This window comes from Yimella sp. NH-Cas1 (assembly GCF_022359705.1).
In the GTDB taxonomy this organism is placed as follows: domain Bacteria; phylum Actinomycetota; class Actinomycetes; order Actinomycetales; family Dermatophilaceae; genus Yimella; species Yimella lutea.
The window spans coordinates 234684-252134 of the sequence record NZ_JAKSGG010000003.1 but is presented as its reverse complement, the minus strand read 5'-3'; the positions used below and the strand labels follow the sequence as shown (position 1 = coordinate 252134).

Here is a 17451-nt window from a genome sequence, read left to right as displayed (position 1 = left end):
CCGGGCACCGCGGGGGTGTCCGGACCTTTCGTCCTGTTCCGATTGTTACGAGGCGGTCAGTTGCCCTGGCCCGGGTAGCCCTGCGGCTGCTGGCCACCCTGCTGCGGGTAACCCTGCGGCTGCGACTGCTGGTGCGGATACTGCTGTCCCGGAAGGGGATTCGGCGTCGTACCCTGCTGCTCGATCTGCGGGTACTGCGTCGAGTGCGGCTCGACCGGGTCACCTGGGTCGGGCATGTTGTATCCGCCGGGACCACCTGCGGTACCGCCGGGACCGGTGCCGAAGTTCACGTTCGGGACGGCGCGCTCGTTGCCTTCGGCTTCGAAGTACTCGGCCCGCGCGACACCGGCCGGACCCGCGAAGAATTTGGTCGGGATCGACTCGATCGCGGTGTTGAGTTCGCGGACGATCGCGTTGTAGTAGCGGCGACCCGAGGCGATACGGTCCTCGGTGGACGACAGTTCGTTCTGCAGTCCGAGGAAGTTGGAGTTCGACTTCAGATCCGGGTAGGCCTCGGCGACCGCCATGAGGCGTCCGAGCGCCTGGGTCAACTGGCCCTCGTTCTGCGCAGCGGTTGCCGGTGTGTCGCCGCCGCTGATCGCGGCCGAGCGGGCGCGCAGCACTTCGTCGAGCGTTGCGCGTTCGTGCTGGGCGTATCCCTTCACGGTCTCGATGAGGTTGGGGATGAGGTCGTGACGTCGCTTGAGTTCGACGTCGATCTGGTGCCAGGCCTCCTGCACCTGGTTACGCTTCTTCACCAGGCCGTTGTAGGACGAGATGCCCCACACTACGAGCAGGACGATGATCAGGACGATGGCGAGCAGAACCCACGTCATCAGCAAGTCTCCTTAGGTTGCACTGCGGCTCAGCCTACGTGCTGCCGGACTCGCTGGTCAGTTCTCCACACCTGCGAACCTGAGCGCCACCAACTGCGCCAGCCGCGGGTCGTCTCCGAGCGGGTCTGCAACCACGTCCACCCCGGCGCGCTGGAGCCGGTCGTGGAAGAACCCCGGTCCGATCAGGTAGCTCGCGAGCGCCACCGACTGTCCGGAGCGCCGGGCCGCAGCGACGGCGTCCGGGACGCTCGGTTCACGTGCGGCCAAGTAGCCGATGCTCACCGGCCCCGACCGGCGCTGGGCAAGCAGGTCACGCATCGCTTCGGCATCCGTTGCCCCGGCGTCTCGGCTCGAACCGGCCACCGCGAGCACGATCGAGTCCCCTTCGTCCGCACCGGCGGAGCGCAAACGGTCAGTGAGAACGTCGGCCAACAGGTCATGCGGACCGAGCGCCCTCGTTGCCGTCGCGTTCGCGTGAGACTCGACAGCGTTCGCGACGTCGACCTCGGTGTGGAAGCCGGACGACAACAACAGCGGTACGACCGTTACCGAATCATGTTGAGCGGCAAGCTCGTTCACGACCACGGGGAGTTCGGGCTGCTGGACGTCGACATACGCCTCCCGCACCACGAGATCGGGACGAGCGCCCGCGACCTGCGCGACGATGGATCGGACGACATCCTGACCCTGCGGGTTGTCCGTGCCGTGCGCGCAGACGACCAGCGCCCTCACGCCGAGAGCGCCGGCCGAACGGCTTCGGCGGGATCGGCCAACTGGTCCACGACCTCGCCGATCACGATGACCGCCGGATTGCCGACACCTTCGGTCAGAACACGACCGGTGATGGTCGCGAGCGTTCCGCGGACGGTGCGTTGCTCGGGGCTGTAGGCCTTGTGAACGACCGCGACCGGAGTGTCGGCGTCCTTACCGGCACGCAGCATCGACGCGGTGAGTTCGGGCAGCCGGCCCATTCCCATCAGGACGACGATCGTGTGCGGCCACAACGCGAGCACCTCGGGCGACACCTCGTCGTGACCGGAGATCATCAGCACGCCGCTGGCCACGCCACGGTGGGTCACCGGCACCAGGCCGGCCATCGGAGCCGCGTACGCCGAACTCACGCCCGGCACGACCTCGACCTCGACCCCGGCGTCCCGGCAGGCGTTCCATTCCTCCCCGCCCCGACCCAGGACGAACGGGTCGCCGCCCTTGAGGCGAACCACGTACTGACCACGACGGGCGCGGTCGATCAGGATCTGGTTGATCTCGTCCTGGGGCACCGGGTGGCGGTGCGGCGTCTTGCCGACATCGACGATCTCCGCGTCGAGTCCGTCGAGCAATCCCACGGGTGCCAGCCGGTCGGTGACGACGACGTCGGCACGCTCCAGTTCACGTTGACCTCGGACGGTGATCAGGTCGTCCGCTCCGGGACCGCCGCCGACCAGGACGACCTTGCCCCGGGCCGCAGGCGAGTGGGCACGCCTCACATCGACCACCCCAATCAAAACGTTTGCTTATGGATTCCAGAAGCAAGTGTAGGGATAGCGCAGTCACCCGCCAGGAGTGCCCGGCATGTGAACCTGACGTGCACCTCAGGCGAGGCCGACGTCCTCCAGGCTGAACGCGGCGAAGTAGGGCACGCCCGCCTCGTCCTCGATGACCTGCTGGGCACCTGTGGCGCGGTCGACGATCGTCGCGACGGCGATCACCTCGGCGCCGGCTTCACGTGCCGCCTTCACCGCCTCCATGGGCGAGTTGCCGGTGGTGGTCGTGTCCTCGACGATCAGCACTCGGCGACCCTGGATCGACGGCCCTTCGATCCGCTGCTGCAGGCCGTGCGCCTTGCCCTGTTTGCGCACCACGAACGCGTCGAGGCGGTCGCCGTCGGCCGCCGCCGCGTGCAACATCGAGGTCGCCACCGGGTCTGCACCGAGGGTGAGACCGCCGACGGCGTCGTAGTCGAGGTCGCGCGTGAGGGCACGCATCACGCGTCCGACCATCGGCGATGCCTCACCGGAGAGCGAGATGCGACGAAGGTCGACGTAGTAGTCGGCCTCCTTGCCGGACGAGAGAGTCACGCGGCCGTGGACGACGGCGTTCTTCTTGATCAGATCGAGCAGGCGGGCGCGGTCGGCAGCTACGGAAGTCACGGTGGTGAGCGTAGTCAGACGCAGCTCAGGACGGTTCGCGGTCGAGGACCCGTGCGGCGAGTTGCACGGCGCGAAGGCCAGGCCGGCCTCGGTGTCCTCGCGCTTGGTGAACAGACAAATCGGTTTCTCCTCAGTCCTTGTTCGGGCGGTGCCGGCGCACCAGTTTGGGTTTGCGGACGATCGATCGAGGCGCCACCCGCAACAGTCCGGTGATCGCCTTGTACTGCACGCCGGGGACGCTGACGATGCGGCCCTTCTCGACGTCGGCGAGGCAGTCGCGAACGAGGCGGTCGGAGTCCAGCCACATGAACTCCGGCGCCGCCTGCTCGGCCTTGATGCCGGCGCGGTCGTGGAACTCGGTGTGAGTGAAGCCCGGGCACAGCGCGGTGACCCGAACACCGGTGTTCTGCAACTCGACGGCGAGCGACTCGGAGAACACCGTCACCCACGACTTCGCAGCCGAATAGGTGCCGGACGCAAGGAAACTCGCGACCGAGGAAACGTTGATGATCGTGCCGGAGCCGCGCTGCTTCATGGCGCGAGCCGCGGCGTGCGAGAGGACCAGCACGGCGCGGACGAGCACGTCGAGCATCTGCTCCTCCGCCTCCACGTCGTTCTGGATGAACGACTTGCGCAACCCGAAGCCGGCGTTGTTGATCAGCATCTCGACGGGTCGCTCCTGGTCGCTCAGGCGACGCGCGACGTCCTGCAGGTCGCCCCGATCGGACAGGTCGGCGGGCAGCACCTCGACCTGGACGCCGTGTGCGGCCTCGAGTTCGACGCGCAGGTCGGTCAGGCGCCCGAGGTCGCGGGCGACCACGACGAGGTCGTAGCCCTGCTGGGCGAGTTGGGTGCAGAAGGTCTTACCGATGCCGGCGCTCGCGCCGGTCACGAGAGCGATGGCCATGTGCTCGATCCTACGAGCCCACCGACGGCATCATGCAGCGCGTCGGGGGCCACGTTTAGGCTCGACCCGTGCGCATCGCTACCTGGAACGTCAACTCCGTCCGCTCCCGCATCGACCGAGTGATGGGGGTGCTCGAGCGTCACGATCTCGACGTCCTGCTCCTGCAAGAGACCAAGTGCCGTGACGACCAGTTCCCGATGCTCGACCTCGCAGCCAAGGGTTACGAGCTCGCGCATCACGGCCTCAACCAGTGGAACGGCGTCGCGATCATCTCGCGCGTCGGCATCGAGGACGTCGCGGTCGGCTTCCCGAGCATGCCCGGCTTCGGCGAACCCATCGCACCCGAAGCCCGCGCGATCGGCGCGACCTGCGGTGGCGTCCGGGTGTGGTCGCTGTACATCCCCAACGGACGCGAGATCGACCACCCGCACTATCACTACAAGCTCGAATGGCTGTCCCGGCTGCGCGACGACGCCATGGGCTGGCTGGCCGACGACGCGGACGCGCAGATCCTGCTCGCCGGCGACTGGAACATCGCGCCGACCGATGACGACGTCTGGGATGTCGCCTTCTTCGAGGGCAGGACGCATGTCACCGCACCCGAACGTGCGGCCTTCCAGGCCATCGTCGACGCCGGCTTCAGCGACGTCGTCCGACCCTTCACCCCCGGCCCGGGCGTCTACACCTACTGGGACTACACGCAGTTGCGTTTCCCGAAAAAGCAGGGCATGCGCATCGACTTCGCGCTGGCGTCCCCTGCCCTCGCCTCCCGGGTCACCGACGCGATGATCGATCGCGAGGAACGCAAGGGCAAGGGCGCATCCGACCACGCGCCCGTGGTGGTCACGCTCGACTGAAGCCGCGGCGGTTAGGGTCGTCCCGGCCGTTCAACACCGGGAAAGCAGAGCATGAGCAATTACGACCCCGAGCACCCGTACTCCGAGGAGCCGACCCGGGCGACCCCGCGACTCGACCCGAGTGCGCTGAACAAGCCGCACACGCAACCGATCGACGACTCATCCGGTACGCGCGAAGTGCCCTACGGCTCGCCCCCGCCTGATCGGAGTTACGGGCAGAGTTACGGGCAGGGTCATGCCCAGGGTTACGGCCGGCCGTCGTACGGCGCCGGGAACGAGCAGTACAACCCCTACGGCGGCAACGGCTACGACCCGTCCGTGAACGATCAGTCACCGCAGAACCCCTACGGCGCACCCCAGCAGTACGCGCAGCCTGCGCAGTACGGCGCACCGCAGTACCCGCATCCCTACGGCAATCAGTACGACAACCAATACGGCTACGCGCCTCCGGGCGGCTTTCCCCAGCAACCGCAGACCAACGGCATGGCGATCGCGGCGCTGGTCACGTCGCTGGCCGGCTGTCTGTGCGGGTTCGGCTTCCCCATCGGTCTAATCCTGGGCTTCATGGCGCTGCCGGAGGCCAAGCGTCAGAACGACAGCGGATCCAAGGGGATGGCGATCGCCGGCATCGTCATCGGCGGGCTCGGCACGCTGTTGATCGTCGGCTACATCGTGCTCATAGTGGTCTGGGGAATCGGCTCGGCATGACCATTCAGCCCGACGTGCAGCCCGCCGTCCAGCACGACATGGTCGTGATCGGGGCAGGGTTCTCCGGTATCGCGATGACGATCGCGGCGAAGGCCGCCGGACGCGACGTGCTGGTGCTGGAGAAGGCCGACGAGATCGGTGGCACCTGGCGCGACAACCGCTACCCGGGCGTGGCCTGCGACGTCGAGAGCCACCTGTACTCCTACTCCTTCGAACTCAACCCGGACTGGTCGCGCGCCTACGCGCCGGGCGACGAGATCCAGGACTACCTGCTGTACGTCGTCGAGCAGTACGACGTCCGCCGGCATGTGCAGTTCGGCGCGGCCGTGCAGCAGGCGTGGTTCGAGGAGCAGACCTCGCGCTGGGAGGTCGCCTACTCCACACCCGACGGAGGACTGGAGACCGTCACCTGCCGCGACCTGGTGCTCGCCGTCGGCTCGTTGCACGTGCCGACCGCCCCCGCCATCCCCGGCCTCGACGCGTTCCGGGGCGAACTGATGCACACCGCCACCTGGGTGCCCGGCACCACCGCCACCGGCAAGCGGGTCGGCGTCATCGGCACCGGCGCGAGCGCTGTCCAGGTGATTCCGGAACTGGCCGCGGACGCCGCGGCGCTCACCGTCTTCCAGCGCACACCGACCTGGGTGATGCCCAAGAACGACCACGAGATCTCCGAAGCGACCTCGGAGCGGTACGAGCGCCGTCCGGCGCTGATGAAGGCGCGACGAGCCAAGATCAGGGCCGCCAACGAGACTCGCGCGCTGGGGTTCGTCAAGCAGCCCGCGCTGATGAAGGCGGTGCGCCTGCGCGCCATGCACCATCTGCGATCGTCCGTCGACGACGAAGAGCTGCGCGCGCAGTTGACGCCCGCCTACACGCTGGGTTGCAAGCGAATTCCGTTGTCGGACAACTACCTGACGGCACTCTCACGCCGCAACGTGAAGCTGGCGACCGAGCCGATCATCGATGCGGGACCGAACGGTCTGGTGACCGCCGACGGTGTCGAGCACCCGCTCGACCTGCTGGTGTTGGCGACCGGGTTCGATCCGAGCGCCGCCTGGAAGTCGGTCAATGTCTTCGGCGCGAAGCACGCCTCGCTGACCCAGCGCTGGGAGGAGGGCATCGACAGTTACTACGGCGTGACCGTGCCCGACTTCCCGAACATGTTCATGCTGCTCGGGCCGAACGCGGAACTCGGCCACACCTCGGTGCTGCTGATGATGGAGGCCCAGGTCGAACTGGTCGTGAAGTTGCTCGCCGAGCGTGACCGCCGCGGTGCGAAGCTGGTGAGCGTGCGTCCGGAGGTCGTGCCGGCTCACATGGCGCAGATCGATGAGCGCAGCGCCGACACCGTGTGGCAGCGGGGCGGATGCAGCAGCTGGTACCTCGACAAGGGCGGCCGCAACCGCACCCTCTGGCCGGGTACGGTCGCTGAGTTCGAGCGTCGGGTCCGCAACCCCGAATGGGTCGACTACGAGTTCACCAGCCGCTGAGCGCACCGATCAGAGCGCGGTGGTTGCCCGCTCACCGTCGATGCGTTGCAACGGCTTTCGACCGAGGAACCATGACAGCAGCGCCGCCACAGTGGCAGCGATCGCCGCCCCGAGGAAGACGGTGTTGACCTGTCGCACCCCGGCCGCGCGGTAGTCGGCCTCCGTCGGCGCCGAGATCGCCGAGATCTCCTGGTAGTACTGGTGCAGCCCGATGGCGGTCAGCAACGCGAGTCCCACGACCATGCCGACCATCCGCGAGACGACGATCAGCGCCGAGGTCACGCCGTGGTCGGACTCGCGCGCGTCGGCGAGCGCCGCGTCGTTGACCGGGGCGATCGCGAGGCCGACGCCGAGCCCGACGGCGATCAGCACCACGGTCGCCTGAGCGGTGTCGAGGACATTTCCGCTCCACCGTGACATCGCGAACAGCCCGACCGCGGCAAGCGCCAGACCCACGGCGGAGACGATGCCCGGGCCGACCTTGCGCAGCAACCAACCGCCCACGAGCGCACCGACGGGTACCGCGATCAGGAACCGGACGAGGATCACCGCGGCCTCGGTCTGGTCATCGGTCACCGTGAGCCGGGCCAGGATCGGCACGTCGACGACGATCGCGACGATCGCGGTGCCCACCAGGAGGGAGACCGCGAGGGCCGGCAGGACGCGTCCGACCACAGCGCCACGGGCGATGAGTGGTTCCTTCGCCCGCCGGTGCCACCACAGGTAGACGGCCATCGCGACGAGTCCGAGTGGCAACAACCACAGACCCATCGGTCCGACGACCTCGGTCTCGGGGTTGGCGGAGGAGAACGTAAGCACCAGGCAGCCCAGCACGGTCGCGATGAGCAACGCCCCGAACAGGTCGGCACGGCGCAGGATCGGCCACCAGTACCGCGCCGACAGCACCAACAGCGCGGACAGTGCGCCCAGACCCCAGAGCCCGACCGGTGTCATCAACCGTGCGTCGTGTCCTTCGTAGGGCACGAACGGGTCGCCGTACTCGATCGAGGTGGTCAGTGATTCCGGTGCGACGAGCGCGAGACCGAGCAGCGCCACGCAGGCCAGTGCGGCGACGGCCGTGAGGGCGTGCCACCACCGCGGAATGCTCGTCGAGGCGAGCTCGCTGCGCGAACTGCGGCCACCGGTGAGGCGGATGAGGATCGCCAGCACGATACCGCCGATTCCGTTGACCCAGAAGATCGCTCGCCAGTCCCACAGGTGCAGGATCAAGGCGCCGAACAACGGGCCGAGCACACTGCCGACCTCCTGCACGGCGCCGACCACACCGAACGCCGTCCCCCGTTGGCCGACGGGCCAGAGCGAAGCGACGATCGCGAGCGTCGCGGGCACCAGGCCCCCGCCGCCGATGCCCTGAAGGACGCGTCCTGCCACCAGTACCGGCAGATCGACCGCGACCGCGGTGATCGCCGAGCCGACGGTGAACAACGCGAGGCACCACATCAGGATCCGCTGGCGATCGACGAGATCAGCCAAGCGTCCGATCAGGGGCAATACCGCGATGTATCCGAGCAGGAACCCGCTGATGATCGGGGTTGCCTTCTGAAGTGCGTCGATGCCCAGCCCGACGCCCTGCATCATGTCGGGCAGGGCGAGGACGACGACGTAGGTGTCGGCGGCGGCGAGGGCGACGGCGACGGACGCCGTGGCCAGCAGCGCCTTAGGGCGCTGTGATGTCAACCGTCTGCCCGTAGTTGGTGAAGGTCAGGTCGTAGCGTGTCTTGTCGCTGCCCTTGAAGAAGGGTCCGATCACCTGCGCCGAGCGCACCTGATTGTCATCGGTGAGTCCGTACTTCACCGAGAACGTGCCGGTGCCGTCGCCCATGTAGAGCACCGCCTTGATCGCGCTGCCCGGCAGCGAGCCGGTGATTTCCTGGACGATGTCCTTGCCGTCGCGCAGTTTGCCGCCGAGCTTGGCGCCCTTGGTCTGTGGCAGGAGCGTCGAGACACCCTTGTCCTTGCTGAACAGCACGTTCGGGTCGGGAGCACCGTAGGTGTTGGGGTTGATCGTGGTGGTCTTGGCGGAGAACGGCATCTTCGCCCACGTCTTGCCGTCGACCGAGGTCACCGGCACCGACGCGGCGAGCGACCCGGCCTGCACGTTGAGGGTGCCCTTGAAGGCGGGCTTGGCGATGACGTCACCCTCGCCGGACAGCACCCCGCTGCTGTCCTTCGGCACGTCCGTGCCCTGCAGCTTGAAGTGGTACCCGGGGGTGCCGTCGAGCACCTTCTTCGCCTCGGTGAGTCGGTCGGTGGCGGTCAGTTCCTTGCCGGACGAGCCGGTGGGCCCCTCCTTCTTGTCCTTGGTGCTGCTGCACCCGGTCACGAGCAAGGACGCCGCCAGAACAACGGCGCCGGCCGTACTGAGTGCGGAGGACTTCGAAGTGCGTACGCGCATGGGAACCAACCTATCCATCGAGATGCCCGTCCGGGCCGACTTGTCCGACGCGCGGGTAACCCCGGAAGTTCCCGCAGCCGACCGCGCGTCGGACACGACGGTGTTCGATGAGTCAGCGTCCGTCGGCGAGGCGTTCCCAGGTGCGCGTACCGACGACGCCGTCGACCTTCAGTCCGACCATCCGCTGATAGCGCCGCACCTCACGTTCGGTGGCCGCCCCGAACTTCACGTCGGCCTTCAGACCGGAGTCGAAGCGGGCATTGAGCGCCAGTTGCAGGAGCTGGACGTCGTTCGTGCTCATCCCCCGGCGCAGCTTCTGCCGGCCCGCGGTTCGGGCGATCAACGCGCACCAAGTCTTGGGTCCGACGATCATGTCGGTCTTCAGTCGGCACCGCGCCTGGAAGTGCTTGACCAGTTGCTGCGTCTGCGGGTCGTAGTACGCGACCTTGAACCTGCTGCCGGTGGTCGGCTTGTACTTATTGGCCTGCAACCAGCTCTTGAGCAGCAGCACGTCGTCGTAGTGCACCAGCCCAGGACGCACCTTCGGGTAGTGGAATCCGTCCGCGCTGGCCGAGGACGCGGCGGCAACGCCGGTGACTGCGGCAACCGCGGTTGCTCCTGCACCGGCCAACAGAGTCCGCCGGCTGGGGCGGTCACGCTTCTGCTCGCTGTGTGGCCGATTGTCGTGGATGGTCATGATCGTCTCCCCTGTGTTCGAGAACTTCGGATGAACGGGTCCGTTTGAACCGAGCGGCCCTTCAACAGCGACGGGAGCCGGCCGCTGTTCGTTCCGACACGAACGACGCGGGGTGCGTGCCGCAGCCGGGCAATTCCCCCGTATTCGTGTTGGCTGGCAGGCATGACCTCCCTCGACCGCCACACCGTCCTCGCCTCGGACGGAGCCCTGCTCGCGGCGTACGTCCGCCGCCCTTCCGAGGCAACTGCACCCGACGCACCGACCGTCGTCCTCGCCCATGGCTGGACGCTCACCCACCGCTCCTGGCACCGGGTGGTCGATGCCCTCGGCGACGGCGTGCGCGTCGTGTTGTGGGATCAACGCGGACACGGCGAGTCCACTCTCGCCGGCGGCCGGCACCGCTCGTCCGGTGAATCGGTCGGCCGTCTGGGGCAGGACCTGCGCGAGGTGATCGCAGCCTTGGTGCCCGACGCATCGCCGCTGGTCCTCGCCGGCCACTCGATGGGCGGCATGACCGTCATGGCCTACTCCGGCACCGCGACACCCGAGGAGATCGACCGCGTCCGCGGCGTCGTGTTCTGTTCCACGGCAGCCGGCGGGCTGCGCGGCACCGGCCTGCCCGGCGAGCAGAAGATCATGCGAGCCTTGTCGAGGCTGCCGTTCCGCGGACGGCCGGGACGGTTGATCCGGGACAAGCGACAGCGCGAGTACCTGTTCGGTGCCGATGCCCGCGACGAGGATGTCGCGCTCACCACGGCGCTCACCGGCGGGGCCAGCCTGATCACCTACGGAGCGTTCTACGGCGCCTTGATGAAGCACGACGAGGTGGCTGCGCTGGCCAGGCTGGAACACACGCCGACGACGGTGATCGTCGGCGGACGCGACAAGCTGGCGCCGAAGGTGTTGGCTCGTCGTATCCACGAGGAGATGCCACACGCGCAGCTCAAGGTCCTGGACGACCGCGGGCACATGGTGCCGTTGGAAGAACCCGAGGTCGTCGTCGGCGCGATCGAGCAGTACCTCGGCTGACGGCTGCGGCCCGTTCTGTGCACAGCGAGAAACGCCCCGAGGTCCTTTCGGATCCCGGGGCGTTTCCCGTCCTCAGCTGAGCGTGAGCTCCGGCTTGTCTGCGTCCTTGTCGACGGTGACCGTGTCGCCATCGCGCACCTCGCCGGACAGCAGTGCCTTCGCCAGACGGTCGCCGATCTCCTTCTGCACCAGACGGCGCAGCGGACGGGCACCGTAGGCCGGGTCGTAGCCCTCGTCGGCCAACCACTGGCGGGCCGTCTCGGTGACCTCGAGCGTGATGCGGCGGTCCTTCAGACGCTCCCCGAAGGAAGCGACCTGCAGGTTGACGATCTCGGCGAGTTCGTCCTTCGACAGCGGTTCGAAGATCACCGTTTCGTCGAGACGGTTGAGGAACTCCGGCTTGAACGACGAACGCACCGCGGTCATCACAGACTCGCGCTTCTGCTCCGGCGACAACGCCGGGTCGATGAGGAACTGCGACCCGAGGTTGCTGGTGAGCACGAGGATCACGTTGCGGAAGTCGATCGTGCGGCCCTGACCGTCGGTCAGGCGTCCGTCGTCGAGCACCTGCAGCAGGATGTCGAAGGTCTCCGGGTGGGCCTTCTCCACCTCGTCCAGCAGCACCACGCTGTAGGGCCGGCGGCGCACCGCCTCGGTCAGTTGACCGCCCTCCTCGTAACCGACGTAGCCCGGAGGGGCACCGATGAGCCGCGCCACCGAGTGGCGCTCGGAGTATTCGGACATGTCGATGCGCACCATCGCGCGCTCGTCGTCGAACAGGAAGTCGGCCAACGCCTTCGCCAGCTCGGTCTTGCCCACGCCGGTCGGGCCGAGGAACAGGAACGACCCGGTCGGACGGTTGGGGTCGGCGATGCCGGCCCGCGAGCGCCGGACGGCGTCGGACACCGCCCGTACGGCGGCCTGCTGGCCGATCAGCCGCTTGCCGAGGAAGTCCTCCATCCGCAGCAACTTCTCGGTCTCGCCCTCGAGCAGTCGCCCGGCGGGGATGCCGGTCCAGGAGCTGATGACGTCGGCGATGTCGTCGGCGCCCACCTCGTCCTTGACCATCAGGGCCTCGCCACCGGCGCGCGAGGACGTCGCCTCTGCGGCCTGCGCGTCGGCCATCTGTTGCTCCAGCGCGGGCAGGTCACCGAAGCGGATCTTCGAGGCACCACCGAGGTCGCCCTCGCGCTCCAATCGGTCTGCCTGAGTGCGCAGTTCGTCGATCTGGGCCTTGAGTTCACCGACCTGGTTCAGCGACTTCTTCTCGGCCTCCCAGCGTGCGTTGAGGGCGGCGAGTTGCTCCTGCTTGTCGGCGAGATCGGCCAGCAACTTGGCGAGCCGGTCCTTGGAGGCGTCGTCGGTCTCGTTCTCCAGGTGGAACTGCTCCATCTTCAGGCGGTCGACCTGTCGTCGCAGCTCGTCGATCTCGACCGGGCTGGAGTCGATCTCCATCCGCAGCCGCGATGCGGCCTCGTCGACGAGGTCGATCGCCTTGTCGGGCAGTTGCCGGCTGGTGATGTAGCGGTCGGACAGCGAGGCGGCGGCCACCAGCGCGGAGTCGGCGATCGCCACCTTGTGGTGGGCCTCGTACCGCTCCTTCAGGCCACGCAGGATCGCGATGGTGTCCTCGACACTCGGCTCACCGACGAACACCTGCTGGAAGCGGCGCTCCAGAGCCGGGTCCTTCTCGATGTGCTCGCGGTATTCGTCGAGGGTCGTCGCGCCGACCAGCCGCAGTTCGCCGCGGGCGAGCATCGGCTTCAGCATGTTGCCGGCGTCCATCGCGCTGTCGCCGGAGGCTCCGGCGCCGACGACGGTGTGCAGTTCGTCGATGAAGGTGACGACCTGGCCGCTGGAGTTCTTGATCTCTTCCAGCACCGCCTTCAGCCGCTCCTCGAACTCGCCGCGGAACTTCGCGCCGGCGACCATCGCGCCGAGGTCGAGGCTGATCAGACGCTTGTCGCGCAACGATTCGGGCACGTCGCCGGCGACGATGCGCTGGGCGAGACCCTCGACGACCGCGGTCTTGCCGACGCCAGGCTCACCGATGAGCACGGGGTTGTTCTTGGTGCGCCGCGAAAGCACCTGGATGACCCGGCGGATCTCGGCGTCGCGGCCGATCACCGGGTCGAGCTTGCCCTCACGGGCGACCGCGGTGAGGTCGGTGCCGTACTTCTCCAGCGCGTCGAACTGCCCCTCGGGTTCGGCCGAGGTGACCTTGGCGCCGCCGCGGGTCTTCGGGATCGCCTCGGCGATCGCCTCGGCGTCGAGGCTGAACTGGTTGGTGCGCGCGAGCGCGAGCAGCAGGTGGTCGGTGGAGACGAACGAGTCGCCCATCGAGGTCATCGCCTGGCGGGCCTGTTCGAGCACGCCCACCAGCGCGCGCGACATCGACGGCTGACCCACGCTCGACCCGCTGGCGGCCGGCAACGACCGCAGCGCCTGGTCGGCGACGCCACGAACGGCGGCCGCGCTCGTTCCGACCGCCTCGAGCAGCGGCCCGGTGGTGGTGTCGGTCTGTGCGGCCAGTGCGGCGAGCAGGTGGGCCGGCTCGATCTGGGGGTTGCCGGCGGTGATCGCCGATCGGGTGGCCATGGACAGCGCTTCCTGCGCCTTCGTGGTCAGCTGAAGATCCACTCTCGGGACTCCTTCGGTTCGGACATACGTTTACGAGGTGACGCTGGCTCGCCCCACGCTAGTCGAGCGGTGACGGACAACGTCGGCTGCCTATGTCAACGCCGCCGAAATTGAGCCTATTCCGCTCAACTTCGAACATGCGCGTCGCTCCCGTCACGAGGCCCCGGCTTGAGACTTGCCGTTCCCGAACTGCAGCACGGGTGCACCGCGCCTGATGCTCCCTCAGCCCACCGGCGTCGAGTGGACATGACGTGACCCGACCGTTCGCTGCGCTGTCCGAACCGCGACGCGGGATGCAACCGAGTCCGTAGACTGAACGTCGGCAGCAGGGCGGGAGAAGCTGTCACCCCGCGCGATTCGATCCAAAGGAGGCACTCGATGTCCGCTGTGCAGTTGGCCAAGGGCCAGAATGCGCCACTGTCCGCCAGCCAGGTCGCCGTGACGGTGCAGGTCGGCGCCGCAGCAGACCTGTCCGCGCTGCTGCTGACCAGCGACGGCAGGGTGCGTGGTGATCAGGACATCGTGTTCTACAACCAGCCCGAGGGTCCCGGCGTCCGTTGCATCCCGCCGAGCGGTGGACAGCCCTGGCAGCTCCAGGTGCGTCTGGGCGAACTGCCGCCCGAGATCGAGAAGGTGCGTGTGGTGACCTCGCTGGACGAGGCCGGCCGCACCTTCGGCTCGCTGGTTTCCGCGCCGGTGGCTGTGGTGACCAGCGCCGACGGCGCACCGCTCGCTCAAGCCGAACTGTCCGGGCTGAGCAGCGAGTCGATCCTCATCGCCGTCGAGTTCTACCGGCGCAATGGCGAGTGGAAGCTGCGCTCGGTCGGGCAGGGTTACGGCGGTGGACTGGCCGACCTGCTGCGAGACCACGGCGCCGACGTCGCCGACGAACCTGCCACAGCGGCTCCGGTACCTGCGGCGAACACCCCCGCCTCGCAACCGGTTTCGACCCAGCCGCCGGCTCCAGCACCCCGCCGTCCGGACCCGTACACGTCCGACGCCATGGCTGCGCCATCCCCCGCGCCGGCACCGGCCGCCCCGCCGACGAGTCAGGGCGGCGACGACCCCTACGCCCAAGCACCGGCAGCACCCGCCGGGGACGACGGTTCCCGCCTGACCCGTGGCCGTCCGGTGAACCTGAGCAAAGGCCAATCGGTCAACCTGCGCAAGGACGACGGAAGCAACCTCAGCCTGGTCCGCATGGGCCTGGGCTGGGACCCCGTCCAGCGAGGCGGAATACTGTCGCGACGCACCGCCGAAGTCGACCTCGACGCTTCCGCAATCCTGGTGGCGGGCAACGACATCGTCGACCTCGTCTTCTACAACCGGCTGTCGTCAGCCGACGGATCCGTGCGTCACACCGGAGACAACCGGACGGGTGCCGGGGACGGCGACGACGAGGTGATCATGGTCGATCTGAACCGCATCCCGGTGCACGTCACCAGCGTCATCCTCGTCGTGAGTTCCTACGAGGGGCATACGTTCCAGATGGTGCAGAACGCCTTCTGCCGGCTCATCGACGAGGCGGGCCGCGGCGGCGAATTGGTGCGATACCAACTGTCCGGCGGCGATGCCACCACCGGCATGGTGATGGCCGCACTACGCCGCACTGGCTCGGGCTGGCGGATGCAGGCGATCGGCGAGGCAGTACAGGCACGAGTGCCGCAGGAGGTCTTCCCGATGATGAGCCGCTTCGCCCAGTGAGAACGCCGTGACCGAACTCGTCAGCGGACAGAACCACCCGTGGCCCGAAACGCGGGTGACCGTCCGGCTACACGGGCGGGCCGACCTGTCGGCGTTGCTGCTCGGTAGTGATGCGAAGGTGCGGGACGAGCAGGACTTCGTGTTCTACAACGCACCGCACACGACCGGTGTGAAGTGGACGGCCGATGCGCAAGACGCGCAGACCGTCCACATCGAGACCGCTCACCTGTCTGCTGAGATCCAGGTGGTCCGGCTGCTGGTGAGTGTCGACGACGACCAGCCGCCGCTCGCCGACGGTGTCGTCCAGGTCTCGGCCCACGGAGAATCGAGCGAAGTACGTTACGAACCAACTCGATTGGACGGCGAACGCTGCCTGATCGGGCTCGAGGTTTATCGCCGCAACGATGCGTGGAAGGTGCGCGCCGTCGGGCAGGGCTGGCGCGACGGACTGCCCGCCGCACTCCAAGCACACGGGATCGACGTCGAGACACCTGAGGCCCCGATCGAAGCAGCAGCGCCGCCGGTTACACCACCTGCGATTCCTCTACCGACGTCAACTCAACCCCCGGCCCACGGCAACCCCACTCAGGTGTTCGCCGGACCGGACGACGACACGGTGGCCGGGGCGTTGCGAGCGATCCGGAGCCTGCGCCACGACATCAGTCAGGCCCGGCGCGCACATCAGACCGCACTCGCCTACGCCGCCGACAAGATGCTCGCCGCGCAGGAGAACGCACGCGGTGCAGTCGGTACAGCCGGGGTGCCGGCGTCCGTCGAGCAGGAGTGTGCCGAACTCGTGTCCCGTGCCGAGGAACGGTACGCACAGGAGGCCGAGGCTCTGCATAGCGAACTCGTCGCCGAGGAGTTCGCGATGCCCCTCCCCCTCGCGCGTCTGGATTCCCTGGACTGGGAGACGCTGGCCGGAGGGACGCACTCGCCCACGAACCGCGCGATCGACCGCAACGATCACACAGCGTCCGTCATCCGCCTCGGCTCGCTGTACCCACCTCAAGGACCCTCGCTCAACCTGCCGATGCCGCACACCTGGGCCGCACGTGCACTGATGTGGTCGGACGATCCGAACCGCCCACCGGTAGGAGCCGCGTGGGTGCACGGACTCATCGCCCGGATGATGGCACTCACCCCACCCGGCGGGTTCGACGTCCAGCTGGTCGACCTCGACGGATCGCTGTCGTCGTCACTCGGACAGTTCGGTCCGGGCATCACCGACGACGTCACTCGCCATCGCTCGCCCGCCGAGTTGGTTTCGTTCGTCGATCAACTCGCGCACCGCGTCGATCTGGCACGGATGGCCGTCGAGTCCCGGATCCCCGACGCGCTGGATGACGTCCGGGACGACGCCCGTCACCTGGTGGTGCTGGCGCACTGGCCGCACGGGTACGACGAGCAGATCCAACGGCGCATCGCCGAGTGTCTGCCGTGGGGTTACGCGCTCGACGTCCAGTTCGTCGTGCTGACCCAGTTCGATGCCGCGGCCGAGCCACCGACGGAAGGCAGCGCGATGGAGGAGATACTGCGTTCGGCGCTGTGGCTGCAGGACGGTCCGGAACCGAACCTGTTGGACGACACCGGTGTTGCGTGGTGCTTCGATCCCGAGGCGACGGCGAGTGCCCGCTCCGTGGCGGCCCGGATCACCTCGTCCGGTCAGCGGTCCTGAGTCCAGCCCTTGCCGGTGACGTCGTCGTCGAGCCAACCGTCGCGGTCTGCGGTCATCTCCTCGAACCGGGCGACCAGCGCGTTGGCGACGGCCGAGGTCGGGTCGTCGATGGTGTCGACCCGGACGTAGACCGCCCAGTCGTGGGCCTCCGCATCGTCCTCTCCGGCCAGCGCCTCACGGACGACGCGAACCTCGTCGAATTCTTCGTCGCGCAGCTCTTCGGCCACTTCGTCGGCGTCGTCGCGTTCGGGGAACACCAGCAGGTACTCGGTCACGCGCACACCCTGCCACCGCGATCCTCGCCGAACAAAAGGGCGCACCGCACGCACGAATGTT

At 67.9% G+C, this 17451-nt stretch carries 16 protein-coding genes; 6 read left to right on the top strand and 10 right to left on the bottom strand.

Annotated elements, in window-relative coordinates; translation table 11 throughout:
• Positions 1-56: 56 nt before the first annotated feature.
• The 5 genes from MF407_RS01565 to MF407_RS01545 form a co-directional block, all read right to left on the bottom strand.
• Positions 57-836, bottom strand: a complete 780-nt coding sequence (locus MF407_RS01565) for a LemA family protein (RefSeq protein ID WP_239700972.1) — start codon at positions 834-836, stop codon at positions 57-59.
• A gap of 57 nt (positions 837-893) precedes the next feature.
• Positions 894-1568, bottom strand: coding sequence for a sirohydrochlorin chelatase (locus tag MF407_RS01560; RefSeq protein ID WP_239700969.1), 675 nt, complete (start codon positions 1566-1568; stop codon positions 894-896).
• Positions 1565-2323, bottom strand: coding sequence for a uroporphyrinogen-III C-methyltransferase (gene cobA / locus MF407_RS01555; RefSeq protein ID WP_239700964.1), 759 nt, complete (start codon positions 2321-2323; stop codon positions 1565-1567). The genes MF407_RS01560 and cobA overlap by 4 nt, the downstream gene beginning before the upstream one ends.
• Before the next feature lie 105 nt (positions 2324-2428).
• Positions 2429-2986: an orotate phosphoribosyltransferase gene (pyrE, locus tag MF407_RS01550; RefSeq protein ID WP_239700963.1), complete on the bottom strand. Its 558-nt coding sequence runs from the start codon at positions 2984-2986 to the stop codon at positions 2429-2431.
• A 130-nt stretch (positions 2987-3116) separates the two neighbouring features.
• Positions 3117-3893, bottom strand: a complete 777-nt coding sequence (locus MF407_RS01545; protein ID WP_239700960.1) for an SDR family oxidoreductase — start codon at positions 3891-3893, stop codon at positions 3117-3119.
• A 68-nt stretch (positions 3894-3961) separates the two neighbouring features.
• On the opposite strand from MF407_RS01545, the gene MF407_RS01540 reads away from it, so the two are divergent.
• The 3 genes from MF407_RS01540 to MF407_RS01530 are packed head-to-tail and all read left to right on the top strand — an operon-like array spanning position 3962 to position 6951.
• On the top strand, positions 3962-4750 hold the full coding sequence (locus MF407_RS01540; RefSeq protein ID WP_239700957.1) for an exodeoxyribonuclease III: 789 nt from the start codon (positions 3962-3964) through the stop codon (positions 4748-4750).
• Between the two features lie 51 nt (positions 4751-4801).
• The gene (locus MF407_RS01535; RefSeq protein WP_239700954.1) at positions 4802-5458 is read left to right on the top strand and encodes a DUF4190 domain-containing protein; all 657 of its coding nucleotides are present in this window, start codon (positions 4802-4804) and stop codon (positions 5456-5458) included.
• Positions 5455-6951: an NAD(P)/FAD-dependent oxidoreductase gene (locus tag MF407_RS01530; RefSeq protein ID WP_239700952.1), complete on the top strand. Its 1497-nt coding sequence runs from the start codon at positions 5455-5457 to the stop codon at positions 6949-6951. The genes MF407_RS01535 and MF407_RS01530 overlap by 4 nt, the downstream gene beginning before the upstream one ends.
• Positions 6952-6960: 9 nt before the next feature.
• On the opposite strand, the gene MF407_RS01525 is transcribed toward MF407_RS01530, so the two are convergent.
• The 3 genes from MF407_RS01525 to MF407_RS01515 all read right to left on the bottom strand — a co-directional run bounded on the left by MF407_RS01525 (position 6961) and on the right by MF407_RS01515 (position 10064).
• On the bottom strand, positions 6961-8649 hold the full coding sequence (locus MF407_RS01525; RefSeq protein ID WP_239700949.1) for an MFS transporter: 1689 nt from the start codon (positions 8647-8649) through the stop codon (positions 6961-6963).
• On the bottom strand, positions 8630-9367 hold the full coding sequence (locus MF407_RS01520; protein WP_168990143.1) for an LppX_LprAFG lipoprotein: 738 nt from the start codon (positions 9365-9367) through the stop codon (positions 8630-8632). The genes MF407_RS01525 and MF407_RS01520 overlap by 20 nt, the downstream gene beginning before the upstream one ends.
• A gap of 112 nt (positions 9368-9479) precedes the next feature.
• Positions 9480-10064: a peptidoglycan-binding protein gene (locus tag MF407_RS01515; protein WP_239700947.1), complete on the bottom strand. Its 585-nt coding sequence runs from the start codon at positions 10062-10064 to the stop codon at positions 9480-9482.
• 162 nt (positions 10065-10226) lie between these two features.
• Between MF407_RS01515 and MF407_RS01510 the strand changes: the two genes are divergently transcribed.
• Positions 10227-11093: an alpha/beta hydrolase gene (locus tag MF407_RS01510; protein WP_239700944.1), complete on the top strand. Its 867-nt coding sequence runs from the start codon at positions 10227-10229 to the stop codon at positions 11091-11093.
• Positions 11094-11165: 72 nt separating this feature from the next.
• Here MF407_RS01510 and clpB read toward each other — a convergent pair whose 3' ends face one another.
• A complete protein-coding gene (clpB, locus tag MF407_RS01505; protein WP_129624687.1) occupies positions 11166-13733 on the bottom strand; it encodes an ATP-dependent chaperone ClpB in 2568 nt (855 codons plus the stop codon).
• Between the two features lie 378 nt (positions 13734-14111).
• Here clpB and MF407_RS01500 point away from each other — a divergent pair, with 378 nt between their 5' ends.
• Positions 14112-15437, top strand: a complete 1326-nt coding sequence (locus MF407_RS01500) for a TerD family protein (protein WP_239700941.1) — start codon at positions 14112-14114, stop codon at positions 15435-15437.
• 7 nt (positions 15438-15444) lie between these two features.
• Positions 15445-17115, top strand: a complete 1671-nt coding sequence (locus tag MF407_RS01495; protein WP_239700938.1) for a TerD family protein — start codon at positions 15445-15447, stop codon at positions 17113-17115.
• On the opposite strand, the gene MF407_RS01490 is transcribed toward MF407_RS01495, so the two are convergent.
• Positions 17103-17390, bottom strand: coding sequence for a hypothetical protein (locus MF407_RS01490; RefSeq protein WP_239700935.1), 288 nt, complete (start codon positions 17388-17390; stop codon positions 17103-17105). The two genes, MF407_RS01495 and MF407_RS01490, sit on opposite strands and share 13 nt — an antisense overlap.
• Positions 17391-17451: the final 61 nt, after the last annotated feature.

Excerpts from the sequence above, each read along its gene's own strand:
- MF407_RS01565 (WP_239700972.1), bottom strand. The coding sequence starts at position 836 with ATGACGTGGGTTCTGCTCGCCATCGTCCTGATCATCGTCCTGCTCGTA.
- MF407_RS01545 (WP_239700960.1), bottom strand. The coding sequence starts at position 3,893 with ATGGCCATCGCTCTCGTGACCGGCGCGAGCGCCGGCATCGGTAAGACC.
- MF407_RS01535 (WP_239700954.1), top strand. The coding sequence starts at position 4,802 with ATGAGCAATTACGACCCCGAGCACCCGTACTCCGAGGAGCCGACCCGG.
- MF407_RS01530 (WP_239700952.1), top strand. The coding sequence starts at position 5,455 with ATGACCATTCAGCCCGACGTGCAGCCCGCCGTCCAGCACGACATGGTC.
- MF407_RS01520 (WP_168990143.1), bottom strand. The coding sequence starts at position 9,367 with ATGCGCGTACGCACTTCGAAGTCCTCCGCACTCAGTACGGCCGGCGCC.
- MF407_RS01515 (WP_239700947.1), bottom strand. The coding sequence starts at position 10,064 with ATGACCATCCACGACAATCGGCCACACAGCGAGCAGAAGCGTGACCGC.
- MF407_RS01510 (WP_239700944.1), top strand. The coding sequence starts at position 10,227 with ATGACCTCCCTCGACCGCCACACCGTCCTCGCCTCGGACGGAGCCCTG.
- MF407_RS01500 (WP_239700941.1), top strand. The coding sequence starts at position 14,112 with ATGTCCGCTGTGCAGTTGGCCAAGGGCCAGAATGCGCCACTGTCCGCC.